Here is a 25,036-nt window from a genome sequence, read left to right as displayed (position 1 = left end):
AGTCAGCATAACATTCGGTTCGCACCAGCCGGGTGCGCCGCAAATTACATACCATGAAGATTGCCATCCTCGACGATTACCAGGACGCCGTTCGCAAGCTCGACTGCTTTCAATTGCTGGCCGACCAGGAAGTCAAAGTATTCAACAATACCGTGCGCGGTCTCGGACAACTTGCGAGCCGTCTTGCGGAAGTCGACGCCCTCGTCCTGATCCGCGAACGTACGCGCATCACGTCGCAATTGCTCGATAAGCTGCCGCGTTTGCGCATGATCAGTCAGACCGGCAAAGTGGCGAGCCACATCGATCTGGCGGCCTGTACCGAGCGCGGCATTGCCGTGCTCGAAGGCACTGGTTCGCCGGTCGCGCCGGCCGAACTGACGTGGGCACTCATCATGGCCGCCCAACGTCGTATTCCGCAATACGTGGCAAACCTTAAGCAGGGCGCCTGGCAGCAGTCGGGGCTGAAGACGTCGGCGCTGCCGCCGAACTTCGGTTTGGGGCAAGTGCTGCGCGGACAGACGCTGGGAATTTGGGGCTACGGCAAGATCGGCCGGCTGCTCGCTGGGTACGGCAAGGCGTTCGGCATGAACGTGCTGATCTGGGGCCGCGAGCATTCGCGCGAAGCCGCTCGCGCCGATGGCTACGGCGTCGCAGCGAGTCGTGAGGAACTGTTCGAGACCAGCGATGTGTTGTCGCTGCATCTGCGTCTGCACGACGACACGCGTGGCATCGTCAAGCAGGACGATCTGATGCGCATGAAGCCGACCGCGCTGCTCGTAAACACGAGCCGCGCCGAGCTGCTCGAAGAGAATGCGCTGGTCAACGCGCTGTCGCACAACCGTCCGGGGATGGTCGCGATCGACGTCTACGAGAGCGAGCCGATCCTGCAGGGCTACAGCCTGCTGCGCATGGAAAACGTGATCTGCACGCCGCACATCGGCTACGTGGAGCGCGAGAGCTACGAGCTGTATTTTTCGGCGGCGTTCAAGAACATCCTCGCGTTCGACGCTGGCGATACCGCCAGTGTCGCGAATCCGGAAGCCCTGCAGGGCGGGCGTCGGCGGTAATTCTTGGGTGATGGCCGGCGGGTCAGGTGTGTCCCGCCCCGCCCTGCCGCATTCACTCACCGCGCTTCGTGCGCTCCCGCCTCCATCAATGCAGGGATGCGTTCAAGAAAGACCTCGCCGTCGGCTCGGCCAAGGTTATAGGCGTGCACCATCTGCGATGGACTCGTGTAATCCCAGCTCGAAATCGGCACCTTGCGCGACGGCTGCACGTACAGCCGTTGCTGCACGCCGTGCGGCACGACGAACATCTGCGGCCGCGGATAAAGACGCGTCACCATCACGAGCACGTTGCCGGGGGTGTCGGCATCTAGTGCGCCGACCGGCACGTTATCGACCATGCCGCCGTCCAGCACCGGCCGGCCGTTGCGCCGCAGAACCGGCGTGAACGGCGGTGTACTCGACGATTGCAGGATCAGGTCCGCCAACTCGTCGACGCTCGCGCAATCCTGCGCACGCACGAATTCAGGATGAAAGCCGAGCGTCCGACCGAGCGTCGGATGCAGCGTCTTGCGCAGATATTTTTCGATGTTGTACGCGACCAGTCCCGCCGCGACCGCGCTTCGCGCGCCGAGCCAGCGCGGCAGATGCGACACGCCGATGCGGATCTCCGGCGCCTGTGCGAGCCTGGAAAACTTGTCGCCGTAGATATCGAGCAGCGCCTGCCGGTAGATCCGGTAATGCGGGAACACCGACTCGCCGCGCAACAGGTTGCCCCAGTAGGCGTTGCGCGTGTTGTGGCGCAGCGCGTCCTCGTAATAGCGCATGACCCAGTCGGAATCGCCGCGTGTGTAGATCATGCACGCGGTGGCCGCGCCGGCCGAAATGCCGGTGATCACGCGCGGACGGATGTCGAGCCGCGGCTGCACGACGTCCCAGAAACCCGCCTGCCACCAACAGCGGTTGCCGCCACCGGCGAAAACGACCTGATCGAACATGCTGCTTTTCCTTGCTTTCCTTTGCTCTTGCTACGGGCGGATTGTGTGGCCAGCCGGCTCCGGTCCGGCAGGCGTTCACCCGAGCAGCGCGTAAGTCGTGGTGGCATGAACGGCCATGTTGCCGCCTTCGTCGAACAGTTCCACTTCGCCGAACACGAGATTGCGGCCCATGCGCAGCACGCGCGCCTTGATCAGCACATCGCCCTTGCGGACCGCGCGCATGAAGTTGATGTTCAGCGAGACCGTGCTCATCGGCTTGAAGCCGCCGAGCGCGGCGGTGATGGCGACGACCATCGCCGTATCCGCGGCCGCCATGAACACCTGGCCGCTGATCATGCCGCCCGAGTGACGCCAATCGCCAGAGAACGGCAGACGCAGCGTGGCACTCTCCTCGTCGACCTTGATCGGCGTCAGCGTGAGCGCCCGGACCCATGGCGCGAGAACTCGGTCGAGCAACTGGGTAATCTCTTTGTCGTCCATGGGAATCCCGGTCGAAAGCCTCAATGCTGCATGCGGCGTAGTGTCCGCGACATGATACCGGCCGCGTTGGACGCGACGATGTTTTCTGGACTGCGGCTTTGTCGAGGGAACGCTCAAGTTGGGGCAATATTTTTTTAATAAAACTGCGAATAGGGCTTGGCAATCTCAAAAAGATCCTGCATAATTTCGCTTCTGTTGGGGCGTTAGCTCAGTTGGTAGAGCAGCGGACTCTTAATCCGTAGGTCGAGTGTTCGAGTCACTCACGCCCCACCACCAGATTCCAGCAAAAAGCCCGGTCACCGACCGGGCTTTTTGCGTTCTGGGCGCGGCTATATCGACGATGCCCCCACTCAATCAGCATAATTTCTCGACTTACCCTCAAGTTTCTCAAACAGCAGCCGACATTCACATGCCCTTCCTTTCCTCACATGAATGGAGAGGCGGGCATCTACAAGAAATAAATTCCAATGATTGGCCAGCGTGCAGCAGAGGACCGTAGTGATCTGCTGCAGAAACACAGGGGAAGTTATGAAGTTGAACAAACTTGCACTTACGGCAGTTCTTCTGGCTTCGGTCGGCACAAGCAGCTTGCTGACGGGCTGTGCGGCGACCCAGGTTGCGATCAGCAAGCGCGACCTCGATGTCCAGACCAAGATGTCGGACACGATCTTCCTGGACCCGGTCGCCGATTCGAAGAAGACGGTATTCGTGCAAATCCGCAATACCTCCGACAAGCCTGACTTCGACATCGCGGCCGAAGTGAAAGCGGCCGTCTCGGACAAGGGATACCGCATCGTCGGGGACCCCGAACACGCGCAGTACATTCTTCAGGCGAACATCCTGCAGGTCGGCAAGGTGGCTCCGTCGGCAGCCCAGCAAGCATTTGGCGGATATGGCGCCCCTCTTGGCGGTGCCTTTCTTGGCGCAGCCACTGCGGCATCGCTTGGTAGCACGCGTGCGGCGCCGATCGCTGGCGCGGCCCTCGCTGGCGGTTTGATCGAGCTGGTCGCCAACGCGGCGGTTAAAGACGTGTACTACACCGCCATTACCGACGTGCAAATCAAAGAGCGCCAGCGCAATGGTGTAGCGAGCCGCGAAGACTCCACACACAATCTGCGCCAAGGCAGTAGTGGCGGCACGACCGTAACGTACAGCGAAGATACGAACTATCGTACGTATCAGACTCGTATCCTGAGCGTCGCCAACAAGGTGAATCTCGAGTTCGCTGAAGCCGCGCCGCCGCTGCGTAGTGGGCTGGTGCGCGTGATCGCTGGCCCGTTCTAAGTCGTCGACCGTTAGCGTCAGTTAGCACGACGCGGAAATTTAAAAAGGGTTGCACGCGAAAGCGTCGCAACCCTTTTTCATTTCCGGCGCACAACCATCACGAGCGACCGGTCACCCAACTCCCATCTGCGCGACCATGTTCCGGCCACCGGCCTTGGCCGTATACAACGCCTCATCGGCCGCCCGAACGACGGCGCCGACATCCGTCACCCGATCCGGACGAGACGTGGTCGCGCCGATGCTGACCGTCACCCGACCGAATTCGCAGCCCACGTGCGCGATGCCCAGCTCGCCGATCGCAGCGCGGATTTTCTCGCCGACCACCCCGGCGCCGGTCACGTCGGTATCCGGCAGCACCACGACGAACTCCTCGCCGCCGTATCGGCCGACGCAATCGCCCGGCCGCTGGATCACTCCGCGGATGCAACGCGCGACCGCGGTCAGCGCGACGTCGCCGGCCTGGTGACCATACGTATCGTTGTAGGCTTTGAAGTGATCGATATCGACGAATAGCAGCGACAACACGCTGCCGGTGCGGCGCGCGCGCAGCCATTCGCGGTCGAGCGTTTCGCACAGTGCGCGGCGATTAGGCAAGCCGGTGAGGCCATCCGTGCCGGCAAGTCGTTCGAGCTCGTGCTCCACCCGCTGTCGCCGCCGCAACTCGGCGCCGAGCCACGCCGCCAACACGATCACGCCGATCCCCAGAATCAGCATCAGCGAACCGATCGTCAGCGCGCGCTTCCACCAGCCCGCGTAGATATCGGCAGTCGAATCGGCGACCAGCACGATCAGCGGCAATTGCGGAATCCGTCTGAACGAGTAGAGGCGCTCGACGCCATCGAGCGGCGAAGGCGCGATAAAGCTGCGCTCGTCTTTCGCGAGCAGCCGCTGGAAGAACTCCGTCTTGCTGATATCGGTGCCGGTTACGTTTCGATCGTCGGGCCGTCGCACGATAATCTTGCCGTCCGTTCTGACGATCGATACCGAGCCGTGCTGCCCTATCCGCAAGTCAGCGAACAGGCTCGCGAAATACTCTTGATCGATACCGAGCGCGACGATTCCCGCAAACGATCCATCCGGCCGCGACAGTCGCCGGCTCAGCGCGATGCTGCGCGAACCGGGTCTGAGTCTCGAGTTATACGGCGCGCTGACATAGAGCCCGAAGTTCGGATCTTCGCGATGAATCGTGAAGTACTGGCGGTCAGAGAGATTTCCCCTGCGCGGCACGTCGTTTTCCGAATCGATCACGACGTTGCCCGCTGCGTCGAGCACTACCATCGCGCCGACGTATTGCCCGGTCGCCGCGCGATCGAACAGGATCTCGCGCCACAACCGCGGCGAATCGAGCACGCCCGGACGGCCGAGGCCATCGGCGACGGCCTGCAGCGACAGCGAATACAACTCGAAATTGCGCGCGATGTCGCGCTGGGTGATCGTCGCGACATCGCGCGTCGAATCCAGTGCACGCGCGATCGCATCCTCGCGGCTCTGATACAGCGTATAGCCGCACAACGAGAGCATTGCCAGCACCACGCCGCATCCGGCGTAGATGACGCCATCGCGCGGCACCCGCCATCGGCGCGCCCGTGCGATCAGCACGCGAAACCGGCCCTTTCTTCTGTCGATCATGTGCTCTGCGTTCCCAACGGCGGGAGTCAGTTTGTCGAAGTTCTCACTACGCTTCCGGTTTGTTGGGACAGAACACCCAGCAGATAGCGAATCCTTCCGCTATCTTCGTCGGACAGGTCGTTCAGGTGCCAGCATTCGAGATCACGCAGGTTGTCGCGCAATCGCTTGAACGAGCGCTGCGTCGCATCGACGATCGGCCAGACGTGCAGCAGATACGCGAGCGGAATCACACATCTACGCTCGCACCAGCCGTCGAATAAGGCGAGACAAAGCTCGTTCAATTCGTCCGCAATTTTCTGCCTGCTCACATGGGGACCCACATGCACTCCCTTTATCCATTCGACTGGTCGTTTCCAGCAGAAACGGACCAGCCTATTGATACTGATGCAAAGCATTCACCGCGCGCCCGATGCATTTAACTTTTTGCGCGTCGGTCGTTAAGCCCTGTATCGCTGGTTTTTCGAGGTCTCGACCTGTTTATCGGGCCGAATACTTGCACGCTGCATAGGGACATATCATAGCTATCGATCGGTACCATTTGCCTAATAATTTAGAAATTAATTTTGGGGTAACGTTTGCGCGTAATTACTTCTAAATTCAAACGCGTGTTCGTTATCGAATCACCGCGTCGTCGGATTATGTTTGGGTTTGGAATGGGGGCAATTTCCTTCAATACATGCCCTTAGCGTCTCGTTACCGTTGAGCGTCGCAATTCTTTCGCAAACTCACGTTTCGAGGCATCCAATGACCGCATTACTCTCGATGGCCGCGTTCGCGCTCGCCAGTTCCATTTCTCCCGGCCCGGTCAACGTCGTCGCGCTGAGCGCCGGCGCACAGCACGGGCTCGCCGCGAGTCTGCGGCACGTCACCGGCGCGACGGTCGGCTTCACGTTGCTGCTTCTGTTGATCGGCCTTGGCCTGCACGAATTGCTCGCGCGCTTTCCCAATCTGATCGAGATCGTCAAATGGGCGGGCGTGGGCTTTCTGCTCTATATGGCCTACAAGCTCAGCATCAACAACGGCCAGCTCGGCGCGGACAAGCCGGCGCGCGGGCCGTCGTTCGCGCACGGCGCGGCGATGCAATGGCTCAATCCGAAGGCGTGGCTCGCATCGCTGGCCGGCATGGGCGCATATGCGGCAGGCGGCGACGGCGGGCTCGTCTGGCAATTCGCGGCGCTGTACTTCGTGATCTGCTATCTGTCGATCGCGAGCTGGGCCTATGCCGGCACGTTTTTGCGCAGGCATCTGCGTGAGGCGAAGGGAGTCCGCGTGTTCAATCGCGTGTTGGCCGCGCTGCTCGCGCTCAGTGCGATTTATCTGCTCGTGGAGTGACGCGAGTCGCGCCTGCTTGCCGACGCGGCTTCACCACGCCGCGTCACGCCTAGCTGCGATATTGTCCCGGCGTCGCTGCCACCAGCCGCTTGAAGGTTCGCTGCAAATGCGCCTGATCGGCGAAGCCGGCATCGAGCGCGACATCGGCGATCGGCGCGCCGCGCCGCAATTGCGCGCGACTGTACTGGATGCGTCGATTGATCAGATACGCGTGCGGCGTCATGCCGTAGCGCAGTTTGAACGCGCGGATCAGATGCGAAGCGGACAGCCCGGCGGCTGCGCACACGTCGTCGAGTTTCAGCGCGCGCGTGCAGTTTTCGGCGATGTACTCCGCGGCACGCGCGAGCTGGACGCTCGCGGCACGCTCGGGCAAGCTCGCCGGATTGAGCGTTTGCTGCACGCTGGAGAAGAAAGTGATGGCCGCGCTTTCCTTGCGCAGCGTGTCGATGTCGTCGTGGTTGCCGGTGAGAATCGCGCAGAGCCGGTTGAGGCCGTCGAACAGCGCGGCGTCGAGCGTCATGATCTGCGAAAACGCGCGGAACGCATGGTTCTCGTTGAAGCCCAGCTCGTGCTGCAGTTTCGCGAACCACGCAACGTCGACGTGCAGCATTCGATACGACCAGCGCTCGCCGGCGACCGGGTTGCACGCGTGCACATCGTCGGGGTTCATCAGCACGACGGCGCCCGCGCCGATCCATTCTCGCGCGTGGCGATTCAGATACACGCTGCGGCCGCCCGTCACCGCGCCGATCGAAAACGTTTCGTGCGAATGTTTGGCGTAGCAGACCTTGCGGCCATCGTCGATGGAACGCGCTTCGATGAACGGCAGCGCGTCGCTACGCCAGAAACGCGGTGCGTCTGCGCCTTTTGCGCGTGCGGTGTTCGCAGCGCCTGCCGCTTCGATCGTCTCGCTCATGCGCTCTCCGGTTGATCCGCCGACTTCGCCGTTGTCTGCGACTTCGCGAAGCCTACGTATCCTAGCCGTCAAACGCACGACCAACAAGCGAGCGCGCGACGCCGCCCGCAAACGGCGCCGCCGGCCGAACGCGACGCGGTTACTTCGCGCTGACGTCGATATTGCCGAGATATTTCGCGGCGAGCGTCTTTACCGTGCCATCGGCTTGCACCTTCGCGATCGCGGCGTTCAACTGATCGCGCAGCGCGGTATCGCCCTTGCGAATGCCGTATGCGATGCCGCTGCCAAGAATCTTGTCGTCACGCACCGGCTGACCGACGAACGCATAGCCTTTGCCCTCGGGCTTCGACAGAAAGCCCGTTTGTCCGGCCGGCGCGAGTACCAGCGTGCCATCGAGACGGCCCGCGGTCAGATCGGTATAGACCTGGTTCTGATCCTGATACGGCAGCACGGTCACGCCGGCCGGTTCCCAATGCACCTTCGCGAAGGTCTCCTGAATCGAGCCTTGCAGCACGCCGATGCGCTTGCCCTTCAGCGACTCAGGCGTCGGCTGCAGACCGCTGTCGCTGCGTGCGATCAGCTGCGACGGCACGCGATAGACGACGGTCGTGAAATCGATCGCCTGGCGGCGCTGTTCGGTCGCGTTCATCGCCGAATTGATCGCGTCGAACTTGCGACCCTGCAGCGCCGGAATCAGGCCGTCGAACGAGGTTTCGACCCACTTGCACGTCATATGCGCGGCCGCGCAGACCGCGTTGCCCACGTCGATATCGAGCCCTTGCAGTTCGCCGTTCGGCCCTTTCGATTCGAACGGCGGGTACTGCGCTTCGAGGCCGAAACGCAGCGTCGCGGTATCGGCGGCACTGGCGGCCGACCATGTTGCGAGCGACGCGCCGGCACAGGCCAGCGCCAACAAGCACTTGAGAATTTTCATAACGCCTCCCTTCTTTCTTCGAATACCTTGATCACTTCGATACCTGGAGTGTGCTCTCGCGCGCTCAGATTTCGCACAGGCGCCGCGCGCCTTCGAGCAGCGTCGCGTCGTCCTTCGAGAAACTCAGGCGAATCAGCCCCGAATCCGTGCCGTCGGTGTAGAACGCAGACAACGGAATCGTCGCGACGCGCGCATCGCGAATCAGGCGCAGCACGAAATCGCTGTCGCTCTCATCGGAGAAGCCGCGGAACCGGGCGAGCATAAAGAAACTGCCTTCGCTCGGCAACAGCTCGAAGCGCGATTCGCGCAGTGCACGCGCGAGCAGATCGCGCTTCTTCTGATAGAAGTCGGACAGGCCGAGGTAACTGTCGCGATTGGCGAGCGCGTCGACGAACGCGTATTGCATCGGCGTATCGGCGGAGAACACCATGAACTGATGGACCTTGCGGATTTCGTCCATCAGCGCGGCGGGCGCGAGGCAATAGCCGACCCGCCAGCCGGTCACGTGATACGACTTGCCGAACGACGACACGATCACGCTGCGCTCCGCGAGTTCGCGATGACGCGCCATGCTCTGATGCTTCGCGCCGTCGAACACCACGTGCTCGTAGACCTCGTCGGACAGAATCACGATGTCGGTGTTGCGCGTGAGCGCCTTCAGCCGCTCGATATCGGCGTCGCTGAAAATCGTCGCGGTCGGATTGTGCGGCGTGTTGACGATGATCATGCGCGTCTTCGGCGTGATCGCCGCGGCGACTTCGTCCCAGTTCACGCGGAAGTGATCGAGCGACAGCTTGATCGCGACCGGCTTCGCGCCCTGCAGGCGCACGATCGGGCCGTAGCTGTCGAACGACGGCTCGAAGTAGATCACTTCGTCGCCCGGATGCACGAGCGCGCTGATCGTCGAGTAGAGCCCCTCGCTCGCGCTCGCGAGCACCGTCACTTCGCTGGCGGGGTCGTAGCGCACGCCGTACAGCGTTTCGACCTTGTCGGCGAGCGCTTCACGCAGCGCGACGATGCCGGCCATCGGCGCGTACTGGTTGTGACCGGCGCGCATCGCCTGCGCGACGCCGTCCACGAGCTTCGGGTCCGGCGCAAAATTCGGCGCGCCCTGCGACAGGTTCAATGCATCGTGCTGCGCGGCCAGCTGGCCGATCACGGTAAAAATGGTGGTGCCGACGTCCGGCAGTTTCGAGCGGGCTTGCATGGCGCTCTGCATAAGACTTTCTCCCTTTCTTCAGCCGCTGGCGGCCGCGCGAAACGGCGGCGGCGGAGCGTTCCTTCCAATGTGGTGATTAGGCATCAGCCAAAGAATGGTCACAATCGAAACTTTGTCATGCGTGGCATGCGTTTTCGTCATGGGTCGCGGTTGGCGCTGCGCGCCCGGGAAGTCAGCGGATCGTGATTTGTGGGGAGGCGGTGGCGAATGCCGGAAACCGCGTAGGTATGAAGGAATGTGATGCTGAGGGGTTTGCTTACAAGAACGGCCGCAGACGCGGCCGTTCTCGAGTTATCGGACTTTCAAGGAAAGCTGGCGCTTCGTGAATCAGGCTTCGTCCATCAGACGGACCTTGACCTTGCGCCCCTTCAGCTTGCCCGCGCTGAGCCGGCGCACCGCCTCGCGCGCGATGCTGCGCTCCACCGCGACATAGGTCGACATGTCGGTGACGTTGATCTTGCCGATCTGCGAGCCCGCGAAACCGGCGTCGCCGGTCAGCGCGCCGAGCACGTCGCCGGGACGGATCTTGTCCTTGCGGCCGCCGAGGATCTGCAGCGTTTCCATCGGCGGCAGCAGCGGTTCGTTGCTGGCCGCCTTCAGCTCGTCCAGCTTGTGCCATTCGACGTCGCGCTTGTGCGCCTGCTCGATCCCGCCGACACGCCCCATCTCGTCCATGCTCGCGAGACTCAGCGCCCAGCCTTCCTGATCGGCGCGGCCCGTGCGGCCGATGCGGTGCGTGTGCACTTCCGGGTCCGGCGTCACGTCGACGTTGATCACCGCTTCGAGTTGCGCGATGTCGAGGCCGCGCGCGGCGACGTCGGTCGCGACGAGCACTGAGCAGCTGCGGTTCGCGAACTGGATCAGCACCTGATCGCGCTCGCGCTGATCGAGTTCGCCATGCAGCGCGAGCGCATGAAAGCCTTGCGCGCGCAGGACGTCGAGCAGATCGCGGCACTGCTGCTTCGTGTTGCAGAACGCGATCGTGCTGACCGGACGGTAGTGGTTCAACAGCAGGCCGACCGCGTGCAGTCGCTCGTCTTCGGTCACTTCGTAGAAGCGCTGACGGATCTTGCTGTCGTCGTGCCGCTCGGCGAGTTTGACTTCCTTCGGGTTTCGCAGGAATTGCTGGCTCAGCTTCGTGATGCCCTCCGGGTACGTCGCCGAAAACAGCAGCGTTTGCCGCTCTTTCGGGCATTGCCGCGCGACCTTCGCGATGTCGTCGAAGAAACCCATGTCGAGCATGCGGTCGGCTTCGTCGAGCACGAGCGTGTTCAGCGCTTGCAGCACGAGCGTGCCGCGTTCGAGGTGATCCATGATGCGGCCCGGCGTGCCGACCACGACGTGCGCGCCGTGTTCGAGGCTCGCGGTCTGCGGACGCATCGGCGTGCCGCCGCACAAGGTCAGCACCTTGATGTTTTCTTCCGCGCGCGCGAGTCGGCGAATTTCCTGCGTGACCTGATCGGCGAGTTCGCGCGTCGGGCATAGCACCATTGCCTGCGTGTCGAACTTGCGCGCGTCGAGACGCGCGAGCAGCGCCAGCGAGAACGCCGCGGTCTTGCCGCTGCCGGTTTTCGCCTGGGCGATCAGATCATGGCCGCCGAGCGCGATCGGCAGACTGGCGGCCTGGATCGGCGTCATTTCGACGTAACCGAGCTGCGTCAGATTCGCGAGCGTCGCGGGCGGTAGCGGCAGCTCGCTGAATGCGGCGCCGGCGGGGGTGGGACTGTTCATAGGGTCGTCTGTAGGAATCGCGATTACTCGGCCATCGGGCCTTGATCCGGGCGGCCCGGCAGCTGCTCGTACAGCACCTCGCCGTCGTCGCCGTCGAAACGCTCGACGTAGTTGCGCGCGCCGCACAGCGGGCAGCGGAACAGGAGCCCCTGGCCTTCGTTCTTGATGACGACGTCGGATTGCTCCCACTGCGCGCCGCAGGACTGGTTTCTACAGGTGAACACGTTGATTCTCCAACTGGATTCGATGATCGATCGGCTAGGTCGCACGCGCGGCCTTGCCGTGTATGGGGTGGTTGCGCCGGCGCTGCGTCGTGATGCGACAGCGTCGTTCGAAGGCCGGCGCGGCGTCAGCCGAGGTGCGTATGCCGCGGACGCGCCACGGCCACATCCATGTCGGTCAGGCCGTGCACGATGCCGCAGTCTTCGACCGGATGCTCGCCGTGGCATTGATCGCGCAATGTGGACAGTTGCGCTTTCAGCTGCTGCAGTTCTTCGATGCGCGTGTCGACGTGCGCGACGTGCTCGTCGATCAGCGCATGCATACCGCCGCAGCCGTTCGCCGGCGCGTCGGTCAGACGCAGCAATGCGCGGATTTCGTCGTGGGTCATGTCGAGCGCGCGGCAATTGCGGATGAAGCGCAGGCGCTCGACATGCTTTGCCGTGTAACTGCGGTAATTGGCTTCAGTGCGCTCCGCCTCGGGCAGCAGGCGCTCTTTCTCGTAGAAACGGATCGTTTCCGTCGTGCAATGGGCGATTTTCGCCAGTTCGCCGATTTTCATGACCCCCTCCTCCACGCGGCCTTGACCTTGTAGTGGCTTCAAGGTGTTTACTAGACCACAAATCGCACGAGGAAGCCACCAATGCCTGATACCAGCCGTATTGCCACGGACCGTCCGGAACTGGACGAAGCCTGTACGCACGGGGGTTGCGGCGACGTTGATGCGGGCCACGATCATGCTCATGGCAGGGGCACGGGTGACGGGTGCGGGCATGCGCATGGCGGTGAACATGCCTGTGGCGCCGACGTGGGCGGCGGTCATCGGCATGAAGGACATGATCATCACGATGGTCATGATCATGAGCACGGCCATGCCCATGATCACGCTGCTGGCGCTTGCTGCGCCTCTTCCACCGCGTTCGCGCCGGCGTCGCTGCGGCTGCCGCCTTCCGAAGCTGTCGGCGACGATCTGCGCACCGCAATCCGCATCCTGCAGATGGACTGCCCGACCGAGGAAGCGCTGATCCGCAAGAAGCTCGACCGCATGCCCGCTGTGCGAGGTATGCACTTCAACCTGATGCAGCGCGTGCTGACCGTGGTCCACGCGCCGGAGGCGCTCGAATCGGTTCTCGCCGCGCTGCGCTCGCTCGACTTCACGCCCGAACTCGCAAGCGACGCCGGCAGCGGTGCGAACGCCAACGCGGCACCCCAACCGATTACGGATGCCATGCGCAAGCCATGGTGGCCCCTGATCGTCGCCGGCATCGTCGCGGGGGCCTCAGAAGCCGCTGGCTGGCTCGGCGCGCCCACCTGGGTCGTGGCGGGTATGGCGATCGTCGCCATCGTCTCGTGCGGCCTCACGACGTATCGAAAGGGCTGGATCGCGCTGCGCAACGGCAACATGAACATCAATGCACTGATGAGCATCGCCGTGACCGGCGCGGCTTTGCTCGGTCAGTGGCCCGAAGCGGCGATGGTGATGGTGCTGTTCACGATCGCCGAGCTGGTCGAAGCGCGCTCGCTCGACCGCGCGCGCAACGCGATCGAAGGACTCATGCGACTTACGCCCGACGAAGCCAGCGTGCAGCAGCCCGATGGCGCCTGGCAGCTCGTTCGCGTCGACACGGTCGTGCCGGGGACGCTCGTGCGCGTGAAGCCGGGCGAGCGCATCGCGCTCGACGGCGAAATCGTCGCGGGCCGCTCGAGCGTCGATCAGGCGCCGATCACCGGCGAGAGCCTTCCCATCGACAAGGCGACCGGCGACGCCGTGTTCGCCGGCACGATCAACCAGGCGGGCTCGTTCGACTATCGCGTGACGGCGGCCGCCGGCAATACCACGCTCGCGCGCATCATCCACGCGGTCGAGGAGGCGCAGGGCACGAAGGCGCCGACACAGCGCTTCATCGATGAATTCGCGCGCGTCTATACGCCGATCGTGTTCGCGATTGCGCTCGCCGTTGCGCTGATACCGCCGATCGTATTCGGTGGGGCGTGGCACGCTTGGGTGTACAAGGCGCTGGTGCTGCTCGTGATCGCGTGTCCGTGCGCGCTCGTGATTTCGACGCCGGTGACGATCGTCAGCGGGCTTGCGGCCGCGGCGCGCAAGGGGATTCTGATCAAGGGCGGCGTTTACCTCGAACAGGGACGCAAGCTGACCCGGCTCGCGCTCGATAAGACCGGGACCATTACGCATGGCAAGCCGGTGCAGACGGAGTTCGAGGTGGTTGGCGATACGGGTGAAACGTTGCGATACCGCACGCTTGCGGCAAGTCTTGCGGGCCGCTCCGATCATCCGGTTTCGATCGCGATTGCTGCTGCCGCAAATGACGACGGCGTCGAACACCTGCACGTCGATGCGTTCGAAGCGATCGCTGGACGCGGCGTGCGCGGTGATATCGACGGTATCGGGTACTGGCTCGGCAATCATCGCTTGGTCGAAGAACTGGGCCGCTGCTCGCCGCAACTCGAAGCGCGTCTCGATGCGCTCGAACGGCAGGGCAAAACCGTTGTGATGTTCGCCGACGCGCAGCGCGTGCTCGCGCTGTTTGCGGTGGCTGACACGGTGAAGGACACGAGCCGCGCCGCCGTCGCCGAATTGCGGCGGCTCGGCGTCGGCACCGCGATGCTGACCGGCGACAACCGACACACCGCCGAGGCGATCGCGCAGCAGGTCGGCGTCGATGAAGCGCGCGGCGATCAGTTACCCGAGGACAAACTCGGCGCGATCGCGCAATGGTCCAGCGATGGCGCGACGGTCGGCATGGTCGGCGATGGCATCAACGATGCGCCCGCGCTCGCGCGCGCCGACATCGGCTTCGCGATGGGTGCGATGGGAACCGACACCGCGATCGAGACCGCCGACGTCGCGCTGATGGACGACGATCTGCGCAAGATTCCGGCGTTCATCCGGCTGTCGAAAGCGACGTACGCGGTGCTGGTGCAGAACATCTCGCTCGCGCTGGGCATCAAGAGCATGTTTCTCGTGCTGACGTTGATGGGCTTCGGCACGATGTGGATGGCGGTGTTTGCCGATGTCGGTGCGAGCTTGCTGGTGGTCGGGAATGGGTTGAGGTTGTTGCGCAAGTGAGTGGGCGTGCGAGGTTTACGCTCGTTGCGACCTCTACGTTGAACCGTCGCTCACGGCTGGTTGCGTCGACGCGCTTGCCAGCAGCTCATCGCTGTCGTCTTTCAGACCCACTCCCGTGAGCCTCAGCGTTCTCGCCTGCGTGAGCAGATAGTGCAGCTTGTGCGCGGCCTGGGGATAGTCGAGCCCTTCGGGGCGCACGTTCGAAATGCAGTTGCGCTGCGCGTCGCTGCAACCCACTTTCGGCGCGTACGTGATGTAGATGCCGAGGCTATCCGGCGAACTCAACCCCGGCCGCTCGCCGATCAGCATCACGACGATTTTCGCGTCGAGCAATTCGCCGATCTCGTCGCCGAGTGCGACACGTGCCTGACGCGCGACCACCACGGGACCGATGGTCCAATCGGTGAGCTTCGGATGTATTGCTTGCAGCAACGGTACAGCCTGCTTCGACGCGGCAAACGCCGATAGGCCATCACCGATCACGAACAGTACATCGTTCGATTGCGTTGGCAGGCGCGCAAGCGTCGTGCGACTCTCATCCGACAGACGCCGCCCAAGATCAGGTCGCCTCAAATAATGCTCGCGATCCGGCGCGGCGCTATGCACATCGAGCGTGTTGAAGCCTTGTTCCTGTAGTTGCGCGTGCAGCGCGTCCGCATCGAGCGGATGATGCACGGCGTCGCGTGCCTGCGCATGCGCGAGATTGAACGCGAGCAATGGCGCGGTCGGCAGGCTGTTACCGGCTCGGCCCAACGCGATGCGTGCCTGCGTAAACCGACGCAGCGCGTTCCACGGGTCCTTGTCGAGTGCATCGTTCTCGCTCATGCGATCCCCATCCAGTCGCGTGCGCCTTCGAGCAGCGGTTGCCGCGCCGATCCGCCGATCAACGCGCCGCGTTCGTCGATGATCTGCATCGACTCCAGCCATTCCTCGAATTCAGGCGCGCGCCGTAGACCGAGTACATCGCGCACGTACAGCGCGTCGTGAAACGACGTGCTCTGATAGTTGAGCATCACGTCGTCCGCACCCGGCACGCCCATGATGAAATTGATGCCCGCGACGCCGAGCAGCGTCAGCAAGTTGTCCATGTCGTCCTGATCCGCTTCCGCGTGATTCGTGTAGCAGATGTCGCAACCCATCGGCACGCCGAGCAGCTTGCCGCAGAAGTGATCCTCGAGACCCGCGCGCGTGATCTGCTTGCCGTCATACAGATACTCGGGGCCGATGAAACCGACCACCGTGTTCACCAGGAACGGCTCGAACTTGCGCGCGACCGCATAGGCGCGCGCCTCGCAGGTCTGCTGGTCGACGCCGAAGTGCGCATCGGCCGATAACGCGCTGCCTTGCCCCGTTTCGAAGTACATCAGATTGCTGCCGACGGTGCCGCGTTGCAGCGACAACCCCGCGTCGTACGCTTCCTGCAGTAGCGCGAGCGAGATGCCGAAGCTCGTGTTCGCTTTCTCGGTGCCGGCGATCGACTGGAACACCAGATCGACCGGCGCGCCTTTTTCGATCGCGGCGATCGTGCTCGTCACGTGCGTCAGCACGCATGATTGCGTCGGGACCTGATAGCGCTGGCGGAAGTCGTCGATCATCTGCAGCAGTTTTGTAATCGCGGCGAGGTTGTCGCTGGCGGGGTTGATCCCGATCAGGGCGTCGCCGCAGCCGTACATCAGGCCGTCGAGCATCGAGGCGGCGATGCCTTTGACGTCGTCGGTTGGGTGATTAGGCTGCAGGCGTACGGACATGCGGCCGGGTAAACCTACCGTGTTGCGAAAACGGGTGATGACCGGGCGTTTACGTGCTGCGGTGATCAGGTCCTGGTTGCGCATCAGTTTCGAGACGGCTGCGACCATTTCTGGTGTGAGGCCTTGGGTGATGCGGGTGAGTGCGTCAGTTTGGGTTGCGGTGCTCAGCAGCCAGTTGCGGAAGTCGCCTACCGTCAGGTGAGAGATTTCGGCGAAGGCTTGGGCCGAGTGCCCGTCGATGATCAGGCGGGTGACTTCGTCGGTTTCGTAAGGGATCAGCGGGTCGTTCAGGAAGGTGCGCAGCGGTACTTGTGCTAGCGCCATTTTGGCCGCGACCCGTTCTCCTTCGCTTGCTGCCGCAATGCCTGCGAGCTGGTCGCCCGAGCGTTGCGGGCTCGCTTTTGCGAGCAGGGTTTTCAGATCGGCGAAGCGGTACGTGCGACTGCCGATCGACTCCGTGTAGCTCATGTTTGCGGCTCCATCGCTTCGCGCGGACGCGGGTAGGAATGGGAACGGCGGTTAGATGCTGCGGGTTGCTTGCTGCTTGCTGCTGGTGGGACGTATTACACGATAGCGCCAAATTGGGGCAGCGTCACGTTGCGGGGTTGGTGCTGGTTACCGGTGCTGCGTCGGGCACTCCCGCTTGTGCGGGTGCGCAATGCGCGCTCAACAGGCGCTTAATCCGCTTGTCGTGGACCGCGTTAAATCCGCAGGTTTTGGTAAACGGCCGACACGCGCCGACGTGATACTTTGTCCGCATCCTCTCGCGCCAATTTTCTGCGGTCCAGCCAGTCATGCACGAATCAGATCATCGGGCTAGATACGAAACGCGACTCGCACGCGTGCTCGACCATATCTACGATCACCTCGACGAACCGCTCGATATCGGACGGCTGGCGGAGGTTGCCTGTTTGTCACCGTATCACTGGCACCGGATTTATCAGGCGATGGATGGCGAGACGGTTGCGACAACCGTGCGACGCTTATCCACAGCCGAACGCGTCGCTTGTTAACTATTACTACGTATACATATACAAATACTATAAAAACCAGAGAAGCAGGGCAGCCCGCGCAACGTATACGTGCACAGCGACAGCAACCTCCCCACAAGCAGGGGAAGAGAACAACAGCCCAGCCGCCTCACTCACCCCAACGGCAAACAAATCTCCGTAACCAACTCCGCCGGCGGCGTCTCCTTGGGACTATTCAAATACTCCTCAAGCACCGGCGCATCCGCCGCCTCTCGTCCAGACTGCACGAGCCAGCTCCCGTATAGCCACTCATAAGCCGCCCGCATATCGCTATACGGTCCAACATGCCGCAACACCGCATACTCCCCACCACGTATACGCGTGACAGAAACCGCCCCACCCACCCCAACACCCGCTGCCACTTCAGCCATCAGAGGCCCCGGCAACAACACCCCCGCCTTCGACCGCAACGCAGCTTCCTCAACCACCCCCGGATCATCGAAGTAAACCCCAATCATCCGCATCTGCCCCGCAAGCAGATTATGTTTCGCAAGCCACCCAAACAACGCATCAAAAGCCTTGCCGATCTGCATATAAGGCCCGACATGATCGACCGACAGAATCTCCATCGGCTCCACATAACGAATCACGACCTCACGAATCGTCGTCATCTGATCGTCTCCTGAGAGCGCCGGCCGAAACCGGCTATGAGTGCCTTCCCTTCGATACTGCGCCGGCGGCACGCCAAACACCGCGCGAAACGTCCGCGAAAACGACTGCAAACTGCGATACCGCGAACGCTCGGCGATCTGGGCAATCGGCATCGAACTATTCGCAAGAAACCCCGCCGCGCGATGCAACCGTACTCGCCATCCAGGACCTGAGGCACGAGACCGTTGCCTGTCTCGTTGCGACCGATGACGAGAGCTACACGTATAACATCCGGACTTGATGGCGGAGTTCGAGTCCATCATCGCAACGATTTCTCTCGACCAGCAGCAATTCAGCGCGGTCGTCTAGCCGATTCCTGACATAGTGGCTGGACATATTCCGTATGCAATCGGCTGGCGTTTGAGCAGCAATTGGCCGAGGGCGCACCTGCCTGCTCATGCTCAATGGTCTCTCGGCGATAACCGTTCAAACACCTACTTGACCGGCAAGCCGGGCATCGAGGCATCGACCTTGATGGCCTCGTGCTCGCGAAAGTAGTCGTCGACCGAGTTTTGGGCAACGAAGGCGCAAAACAAAGGACGTGAATAGCGGGCAGCCTTGCCATCATAAACCGGCTGTCGCGTATCGAAGCGGTCGGTGACTTCACGGCGGACGAAATCCATACCTTGCTACTGAACGACGCAGTTCGTACTCGTTTCCGCGAGAGCCCCAGCGACGCGGAGCAGACCGCCATCGTCCGGGATGAGCTTCTGTCGATTCATCGCGATACGGTCGAGAAGTCGAAGAAGCTTGAGAACGAATTGTCCGAGGAACGCACGCGCAAGGACGCGCTGGTCCAGCAGCTGGACTCGGCGTCGCGCTCGAGCGAGGCTGGACTATGGGCGTCGCCGGCGTTTACCAAACTGGAAATGCTCTTTACTCGAATTATTGGAGCAATCACCAGGACGACATCGTGAAGCAGGCTGTCGTCGCGCAGAGCCAGGAGTCCTTCGACGCCGTCGTTCTCCTCGTTCTCGTGCAATCCGAGAACTGAGAGGCGCAGCTCTTCAGAATAGCCTGCCAGGAATACGCGCTGGCCAAGTCGCGGCGTATCCCCAAGCACGACCGGTATCCGAGGAACCTCCGTCGGAAACGGCTCCTTCGGATTCAGCATCGCGATGTCCAGCTGGACCGGCTGCGAAAATCCCGGGACTTCTATGTTCATGGAGCAAAGCTGGACCGCATACTCTGCGACCGGCAAACCCTGGAACTTGCAGAATATTTTTAGCGCCGGGTCGATGTAATCGCTGTGCCGAATCGGGAACCGCCCGGTGACGACGTGCGCGGCCGTAATCACCTGACCGTTCGGAAGAAACGCAAAGCCTGAGCCCTCGCTGATTTTCTCGTCGCCAAGGAAGACCGTGACAGAGCAGCAGGCGGGTGAGATTCGATTGTAGAGTTCTTCGAGCATGAGGCATTCATAAGTGAGAGTTCAGGCTTCGTCTGGCGGCGTGGACTGAAGTCGTGCCGCGCGGCTGCGCTCGCCACCGTCAACGATTGCCGAGATTGTTCCCGCGGCTGGCATTGCGCCTCGCACGCATCTGCTCTACGAAGCGCGCGTTAGCACTGGGCCCCTCCGGTTTGGGCTTCTGCGGCGGAGCGGCAGGCGCTGGAACGATGATAGGTCCGTTCTGAATGCACAGCGCTTCTGCCTGTGGTGGACGTAGGACAACTCGATGGATTGTTCGTAACGCTTGGCTATCAATTAAAAAGACCCATAAATTTCTCAACTTATGGGTCCGTTTTTCTCAGGGTATGCGTCTATCTACACCAACCAACCCTTGTCGGGTGACACGCATTGTGAAAACCACGACTCTGATTTTATTGGTTTTTTTCACTAACGCTGTCGCAGTCTCCGAAGACTCATGACAGCTTTAGTGAAAGAAAGTCGGCATTCGCGCCACAGAACGTGAAAATTTCCGAGGACGCGCCGCTGAGCCCCGTACGACAAGGCGTTGCGAAGTGCCGCGCCGGAACGATTTCACCGTTAAGCGGCGTCCGCCTTTTCAGATAACGGCATCAGAGGCGCCTCGTGGACTCGTTGGCAGTATCCCCGAAGTTCGTACTTGCGATTCGTTAGACTGGCTTGCTCGCCTCCGTCACACCAGCGTCTGGTCACGTCCGGATTTTCACGGCGGGTTGGATGCCCGGCCGATCCAAAATCCCCGTTCTGACCGCGCTCCAGTTATAGCCAATGCATGGAGCGCATCATGAACCTCTCGCGTCGCTGTCTTGCCTGCCTGACTCTCTTCCAGCCTCGTCCGCAAATTCCAAGCCAGCAGTACTGTTGCAATCCAACATGCCAACGCGAGCGCCGACGTCGCTGGCAGCGCGAGCATGTTCGCAGCGACCCCGACTATCGGGAAAACCAGGCGCGGGCGCAGGCAGGGTGGAGAGCCCGCAATCCGGACTACTGGCGCCGGTACCGCGCCACGCACCCAGCTTACGTCGAACGCAATCGCTCTACACAGCGAGCACGCAACGCCTACAGACGCGTGGCCGCGGTTGCAAAAATGGACGCGTCAAACGCGGCGAATCCAATCGTCACAGGGTTCTACGTATTACGGCGGGCGCTTGGCGCCGGCGTTGCAAAGATGAACGCGTGCCTTGTCCATATCGCTGTCGTGTCGTGCCCCGACGAGGCACGACATCCGATTGCAAAGAGATGACCTGATCGACTTCGGGCACGCGCCTGCTACCTTGTTCCCATATCCCTTTCGTCGAGCGTTAGCACCGTACGCGGCTGTGTGATTCTTTAACGAGATTCGCCAACGTTGTTGTTCGGTCTAGCGTGTCTCGCGAGACATCGATGATTCTGCCCGGAGCAGGACCATGCCACCCGACAATGCAGCTACTGATGGTATTGCGCAGCACGCCGCAATGCGTGCGGTGGAATACGTGCGTATGTCCACCGAACATCAGCAGTATTCGACAGAGAACCAGCGCGAGAAAATACGCGAGTACGCTCGTCGGCACAATATCGAGGTCGCTGGCACGTACGCCGACGAAGGTAAAAGCGGTCTGCGTATCGATGGTCGGGAAGCGTTACAGCGATTAATCCGCGACGTCGAAAGCGGAGCCGCCGATTTTCAAGTCATCCTCGTGTATGACGTCAGCCGTTGGGGACGGTTCCAGGACGCTGACGAGAGCGCCTACTATGAGTATGTCTGCAGACGCGCTGGCATTCATGTCGCCTATTGTGCGGAGCAGTTTGAAAACGACGGTTCACCGGTCTCGACAATTGTGAAGGGCGTAAAGCGCGCAATGGCAGGCGAGTACAGCCGGGAACTGTCTACTAAGGTGTTCGCGGGTCAGTGTCGCCTGATCGAACTCGGGTTTCGACAAGGCGGCCCGGCCGGCTATGGCCTTCGCCGCGTCCTGATCGACCAACATGGGTTGATGAAAGGTGAACTGGCTCGGGGTGAACACAAGAGCCTGCAGACGGACCGGGTCATTCTAATGCCCGGCCCGGATAGCGAAGTCCGTATCGTCAATCTCATCTACAACTGGTTCATTGACGAATCGCTTAACGAGTATGAGATTGCCGGCCGCCTCAACGGTATGAATGTACGAACCGACCTAGGACGCGAATGGAGCAGAGCAACTGTGCGAGAGGTTCTGACGAACGAAAAATATATCGGCAACAACATCTACAACCGCGTTTCGTTCAAACTCAAGAAGGCCCGTGTAACGAACTCGCCGGATATGTGGATCCGGAAAGATGGAGCGTTTCAACCAATCGTCCCAGCAGAAGCCTTCTATACAGCGCAGGGCATCATGCGAGCGCGTGCCCGTCGCTACTCGAATGAGGAGTTGATTGAGCGCCTACGGAACCTTTACCGCGACCGCGGGTTCCTCTCTGGCGTCGTAATTGACGAAACGGAGGGTATGCCATCGACATCAGTCTACGTCTACCATTTCGGAAGCCTCATCCGTGCGTATCAAACCGTCGGCTTCACCCCGGGACGTGATTATCGCTACATCGAAACGAACCGCTTCCTCCGCCAGCTACATCCGGAAATCATCGAACAAACCGAGCGGCGAATTGCGGATCTCGGTGGAGCAGTACTGCGAGACACTGCGACCGACATGCTAACGGTGAACAGCGAATTTACGGTTTGCCTCGTGCTGGCGAGATGCCAGACGTACGATTCGAGTCATAGTCATTGGAAAATCAGGTTTGACACGAGTCTGCTGCCCGACATCACCGTCGCCGTACGACTCAATCACGCTAACTCCGGAGCGCTCGACTACTACCTGCTGCCGCGACTCGACTTTGCGCAAGCGCGCATCCATCTTGCCGAGAGAAACTCCATCGAGTTTGAGAGCTATCGGTTCGACACCCTTGAATATCTCTACGGAATGGCCGAACGGGCACGGTTGAGGAGAGCAGCGTGAACCATCGAAATAACGCTGGTTGTGTCCAGATGATCCCGCTGGAGCAAATCGAGGTCATCAATCCGCGGGAGCGCGACGCAAAGGTGTTTGCCGAGATCGTCAACAACATCCAACTTATCGGACTGAAGAAGCCGATCAAGGTTACGCCTCGGCGTACCGCTGATGGCGTGCAGAAGTACCTACTCGTCTGCGGAGAAGGCCGATTGAAGGCCTACCAGAAGCTCGGTGAACCAACGATTCCGGCCCTCGTTGTCGACGTCACCGACGAAGATGCATTCATCATGAGCCTCGCTGAAAATGTCGCACGACGGTGGTATCGCCCGCTCGAATTGCTGGAAGGCATCCGGCAACTTCAGGTTCGAGGGTACGGCGCAAAGACCATCGCGGAAAAAACAGGCCTTAAGCAGGAGTATGTGTACGGAATTCTGAAGCTGCTGAACGATGGTGAGGAACGGCTGGTAATTGCAGTCGAATCAGGTCGCATCCCGCTCACAGCTGCACTTATGATCGCGGGGGCCGGCGACAGCGACTCCGCAGTTCAGGCCGCGCTGCAGGAAGCATATGAATCAGGGAAATTGCGTGGCAAGAATTTAATGACCGCTCGCCGGATTATTGAACGAAGAAAAACTCTCGGCAGATCGTCCAACCGGATCATGTCCAAGAAGGCGACGGACATCACAACTTCCAGTCTCGTTCGTGCCTACCAAACCGAGGTTGCCCGTCAAAAGGCTATGGTTAGAAAATCAGAGTTTGCGCAGCAACGTTTAATGCTTGTGATAGGTGCGCTTAGGCAACTGTTCGCGGATGAAAATTTCGTTAATCTTCTGCGCGCGGAAGGTTTGGCTACCTTGCCAAAATATCTATCCGAGCGTGTGTGGTCGGGAGGGAGTACCGTATGACTGGTGTCACGCTGGGGTTCATTCCGGAACCGCTCCTGCTGGCCATTGATGACATACTCCCCTCTCGGAAACTGCCAGCGACTATCCTCGGATCAGCGAAATTCAAGCAGATAAAGGCGTCTATCGAAGAGATCGGCGTTATCGAACCGTTATCAGTAACACCCGAAGACAAGACTACCGGGCAACACGTCCTGCTTGACGGACACATTCGACTGCTTGCAATGCAGGAACTGCAGTTCCTAGAGGCCGTGTGCCTGATCGCCACGGACGACGAAAGCTATACATACAATAACCGCCTCAACAGGCTTCCAACGATCCAGGAACACTTCATGATCCGGAGAATGGTTGACCGTGGTGTATCTCCGGAGCGCATTGCGAAGGCACTTGCCGTTAATGTCACTTCGATCATCAAAAAGATGACGCTGCTCGAAGGCATCTGCGATGAGGCTGCGGAGTTGCTTGGCGACAGACAGTTCTCTGCAGAGCTGTCCAGGGTACTCCGAAAAATGAAGCCGACACGGCAAGTTGAATGCGTCGAACTGATGGTCGCTGCGAATAACGTGACGGTACGGTATGCCGAAGCGCTGCTGGTGGCCACACCGATCAGCTCGTTGATTGCCGGCAGGAAGCCCGCCAAGGTTAGCGGCATCACGTCCGAACAGATGCTCAAGATGGAAAACGAGATGAGCAACCTCCAGGAACAATACAAGCTCGTTGAGCAAACATACGGGCAGGACGTACTGAACCTCGTGCTCGCTAAAGGGTACCTAGCGAAACTGCTAGAGAACGAATCTGTCTGTCAATACCTGCGACGGCAGCATCCTGATCTGTTCTCCGAATTCGAGGCGATTGTTGCAACGATTTCCTTGGAGCAACAGCAGTTCGGGATCGCGAGTACAGCTAGTAATTTAGTTGCAGCGCCGAAGAAATCACGCGAGCGCGCAGGTGGTGACCCGCTCTCTGCAAGATGATCGGGCAGTCCGCGGTTCATCCGCGGCGTTGCCGCGTCCGATCAGCTATGAACGATAGCCCGCGAGCTACGGAGGTCCATTTCGTTGCTCGCAGTTACATGGATTGCTTCGCGCAACAATAACTCGAAGGGTTAAGCCCCGCGACTCATCGCTTTATGCCCTATAGATATCTTTATCTAATGCGCATGCGGTGAAATCCCAAACTCGATGGGTAAGTGTCGAGGCGCTGTCGTCGCGTTCCGTGCAATGACACACGTCGCCTAAAGATTTCAAGATTGACTTTCCGACGCCGTTATCAAATAGGTTAATCACCGATCGAATTGCCTATGAAATCCAGCACTAGGTGCTGGCAATGCTGGCGGTTATTGTAGACGCGATGCCTAGCAGCCTGCGGAAGTACCGCTGAAACGCGTCATCGCGCTGCGTTCGTGAAGCGTTGATAGAAGGAGCCCAACAACCCGATGGAGATTATGCGCGGCGCCGACACATTCACCGAGAGTCTGT

Annotated in this window: 23 protein-coding genes, 1 tRNA gene and 1 pseudogene; 9 read left to right on the top strand and 16 right to left on the bottom strand. The window is 60.8% G+C overall.

Annotated features, from left to right (window positions below):
- Positions 1–53: 53 nt before the first annotated feature.
- Entirely contained in the window at positions 54–1,067 is a 1,014-nt protein-coding gene (locus AB3X89_RS35225) for a D-2-hydroxyacid dehydrogenase family protein (protein ID WP_176109845.1), read from the top strand.
- A 56-nt stretch (positions 1,068–1,123) separates the two neighbouring features.
- Here the strand turns inward: AB3X89_RS35225 and AB3X89_RS35220 are convergent, their stop codons facing one another.
- Both AB3X89_RS35220 and AB3X89_RS35215 read right to left on the bottom strand, forming a co-directional pair.
- Positions 1,124–2,002, bottom strand: a complete 879-nt coding sequence (locus tag AB3X89_RS35220) for a patatin-like phospholipase family protein (RefSeq protein ID WP_368587352.1) — start codon at positions 2,000–2,002, stop codon at positions 1,124–1,126.
- 75 nt (positions 2,003–2,077) lie between these two features.
- Positions 2,078–2,482 (bottom strand): PaaI family thioesterase, encoded by a 405-nt coding sequence (locus AB3X89_RS35215; protein ID WP_368587351.1) that lies wholly within the window; start codon positions 2,480–2,482, stop codon positions 2,078–2,080.
- 197 nt (positions 2,483–2,679) lie between these two features.
- On the opposite strand from AB3X89_RS35215, the gene AB3X89_RS35210 reads away from it, so the two are divergent.
- Positions 2,680–2,755: transfer RNA gene (locus AB3X89_RS35210), tRNA-Lys, on the top strand.
- 77 nt (positions 2,756–2,832) lie between these two features.
- Here AB3X89_RS35210 and AB3X89_RS35205 read toward each other — a convergent pair.
- The gene (locus tag AB3X89_RS35205; protein WP_368587362.1) at positions 2,833–3,111 is read right to left on the bottom strand and encodes a hypothetical protein; all 279 of its coding nucleotides are present in this window, start codon (positions 3,109–3,111) and stop codon (positions 2,833–2,835) included.
- On the opposite strand from AB3X89_RS35205, the gene AB3X89_RS35200 reads away from it, so the two are divergent.
- Complete coding sequence (locus AB3X89_RS35200; protein ID WP_368587361.1) at positions 3,011–3,766, top strand: complement resistance protein TraT; 756 nt, start codon at positions 3,011–3,013, stop codon at positions 3,764–3,766. The two genes, AB3X89_RS35205 and AB3X89_RS35200, sit on opposite strands and share 101 nt — an antisense overlap.
- A gap of 111 nt (positions 3,767–3,877) precedes the next feature.
- On the opposite strand, the gene AB3X89_RS35195 is transcribed toward AB3X89_RS35200, so the two are convergent.
- A complete protein-coding gene (locus AB3X89_RS35195) occupies positions 3,878–5,395 on the bottom strand; it encodes a diguanylate cyclase (protein ID WP_368587350.1) in 1,518 nt (505 codons plus the stop codon).
- Between the two features lie 26 nt (positions 5,396–5,421).
- Positions 5,422–5,703, bottom strand: coding sequence for a hypothetical protein (locus AB3X89_RS35190; protein ID WP_368587349.1), 282 nt, complete (start codon positions 5,701–5,703; stop codon positions 5,422–5,424).
- Positions 5,704–6,139: 436 nt separating this feature from the next.
- On the opposite strand from AB3X89_RS35190, the gene AB3X89_RS35185 reads away from it, so the two are divergent.
- Positions 6,140–6,727, top strand: coding sequence for a LysE family translocator (locus tag AB3X89_RS35185; protein ID WP_368587348.1), 588 nt, complete (start codon positions 6,140–6,142; stop codon positions 6,725–6,727).
- 49 nt (positions 6,728–6,776) lie between these two features.
- Here AB3X89_RS35185 and AB3X89_RS35180 read toward each other — a convergent pair whose 3' ends face one another.
- The 6 genes from AB3X89_RS35180 to cadR all read right to left on the bottom strand — a co-directional run bounded on the left by AB3X89_RS35180 (position 6,777) and on the right by cadR (position 12,308).
- The gene (locus tag AB3X89_RS35180; protein WP_368587347.1) at positions 6,777–7,643 is read right to left on the bottom strand and encodes an AraC family transcriptional regulator; all 867 of its coding nucleotides are present in this window, start codon (positions 7,641–7,643) and stop codon (positions 6,777–6,779) included.
- Positions 7,644–7,782: 139 nt separating this feature from the next.
- Positions 7,783–8,577, bottom strand: a complete 795-nt coding sequence (locus AB3X89_RS35175) for an ABC transporter substrate-binding protein (RefSeq protein WP_176109853.1) — start codon at positions 8,575–8,577, stop codon at positions 7,783–7,785.
- Between the two features lie 64 nt (positions 8,578–8,641).
- Positions 8,642–9,796 carry a pyridoxal phosphate-dependent aminotransferase gene (locus tag AB3X89_RS35170; protein WP_368587346.1) on the bottom strand — a complete coding sequence of 385 codons (1,155 nt, stop codon included), beginning with the start codon at positions 9,794–9,796 and terminating at the stop codon, positions 8,642–8,644.
- A 327-nt stretch (positions 9,797–10,123) separates the two neighbouring features.
- Positions 10,124–11,527, bottom strand: a complete 1,404-nt coding sequence (gene dbpA, locus AB3X89_RS35165) for an ATP-dependent RNA helicase DbpA (protein WP_368587345.1) — start codon at positions 11,525–11,527, stop codon at positions 10,124–10,126.
- Between the two features lie 23 nt (positions 11,528–11,550).
- The gene (locus AB3X89_RS35160; RefSeq protein WP_008918000.1) at positions 11,551–11,751 is read right to left on the bottom strand and encodes a hypothetical protein; all 201 of its coding nucleotides are present in this window, start codon (positions 11,749–11,751) and stop codon (positions 11,551–11,553) included.
- Between the two features lie 125 nt (positions 11,752–11,876).
- Complete coding sequence (gene cadR, locus AB3X89_RS35155; protein ID WP_368587360.1) at positions 11,877–12,308, bottom strand: Cd(II)/Pb(II)-responsive transcriptional regulator; 432 nt, start codon at positions 12,306–12,308, stop codon at positions 11,877–11,879.
- 435 nt (positions 12,309–12,743) lie between these two features.
- Between cadR and AB3X89_RS35150 the strand changes: the two genes are divergently transcribed.
- Entirely contained in the window at positions 12,744–14,834 is a 2,091-nt protein-coding gene (locus AB3X89_RS35150) for a heavy metal translocating P-type ATPase (protein ID WP_368587344.1), read from the top strand.
- Between the two features lie 33 nt (positions 14,835–14,867).
- Here the strand turns inward: AB3X89_RS35150 and eutC are convergent, their stop codons facing one another.
- Together eutC and AB3X89_RS35140 are read right to left on the bottom strand one after the other, a co-directional pair.
- Entirely contained in the window at positions 14,868–15,659 is a 792-nt protein-coding gene (eutC, locus tag AB3X89_RS35145) for an ethanolamine ammonia-lyase subunit EutC (protein ID WP_368587343.1), read from the bottom strand.
- Positions 15,656–17,050 (bottom strand): ethanolamine ammonia-lyase subunit EutB, encoded by a 1,395-nt coding sequence (locus tag AB3X89_RS35140; RefSeq protein WP_368587342.1) that lies wholly within the window; start codon positions 17,048–17,050, stop codon positions 15,656–15,658. The genes eutC and AB3X89_RS35140 overlap by 4 nt, the downstream gene beginning before the upstream one ends.
- A 326-nt stretch (positions 17,051–17,376) precedes the next feature.
- Between AB3X89_RS35140 and AB3X89_RS35135 the strand changes: the two are divergent.
- Positions 17,377–17,568 (top strand): annotated as a pseudogene (locus tag AB3X89_RS35135) (AraC family transcriptional regulator); the annotation flags it as partial.
- A 158-nt stretch (positions 17,569–17,726) separates the two neighbouring features.
- Here AB3X89_RS35135 and AB3X89_RS35130 read toward each other — a convergent pair.
- The 3 genes from AB3X89_RS35130 to AB3X89_RS35120 all read right to left on the bottom strand — a co-directional run bounded on the left by AB3X89_RS35130 (position 17,727) and on the right by AB3X89_RS35120 (position 19,675).
- A complete protein-coding gene (locus AB3X89_RS35130) occupies positions 17,727–18,524 on the bottom strand; it encodes a GyrI-like domain-containing protein (RefSeq protein ID WP_368587359.1) in 798 nt (265 codons plus the stop codon).
- A gap of 174 nt (positions 18,525–18,698) precedes the next feature.
- A complete protein-coding gene (locus AB3X89_RS35125) occupies positions 18,699–18,887 on the bottom strand; it encodes a hypothetical protein (protein WP_368587341.1) in 189 nt (62 codons plus the stop codon).
- 95 nt (positions 18,888–18,982) lie between these two features.
- Positions 18,983–19,675, bottom strand: coding sequence for a hypothetical protein (locus AB3X89_RS35120; protein WP_368587340.1), 693 nt, complete (start codon positions 19,673–19,675; stop codon positions 18,983–18,985).
- A 1,421-nt stretch (positions 19,676–21,096) separates the two neighbouring features.
- Between AB3X89_RS35120 and AB3X89_RS35115 the strand changes: the two genes are divergently transcribed.
- From AB3X89_RS35115 to AB3X89_RS35105, 3 genes are read left to right on the top strand one after another with little or no spacing between them, the layout of a single operon-like run.
- Positions 21,097–22,662: a recombinase family protein gene (locus tag AB3X89_RS35115; protein ID WP_368587339.1), complete on the top strand. Its 1,566-nt coding sequence runs from the start codon at positions 21,097–21,099 to the stop codon at positions 22,660–22,662.
- 29 nt (positions 22,663–22,691) lie between these two features.
- Positions 22,692–23,561, top strand: coding sequence for a ParB N-terminal domain-containing protein (locus AB3X89_RS35110; protein WP_368587358.1), 870 nt, complete (start codon positions 22,692–22,694; stop codon positions 23,559–23,561).
- Positions 23,558–24,532 carry a plasmid partitioning protein RepB C-terminal domain-containing protein gene (locus AB3X89_RS35105; RefSeq protein WP_368587338.1) on the top strand — a complete coding sequence of 325 codons (975 nt, stop codon included), beginning with the start codon at positions 23,558–23,560 and terminating at the stop codon, positions 24,530–24,532. The genes AB3X89_RS35110 and AB3X89_RS35105 overlap by 4 nt, the downstream gene beginning before the upstream one ends.
- Positions 24,533–25,036 lie beyond the last annotated feature (504 nt).

Origin of the sequence: Paraburkholderia sp. BR14320 (genome assembly GCF_040948665.1) — a bacterium.
In the GTDB taxonomy this organism is placed as follows: domain Bacteria; phylum Pseudomonadota; class Gammaproteobacteria; order Burkholderiales; family Burkholderiaceae; genus Paraburkholderia; species Paraburkholderia youngii.
This window is presented reverse-complemented; position numbering and strand designations above follow the sequence as displayed.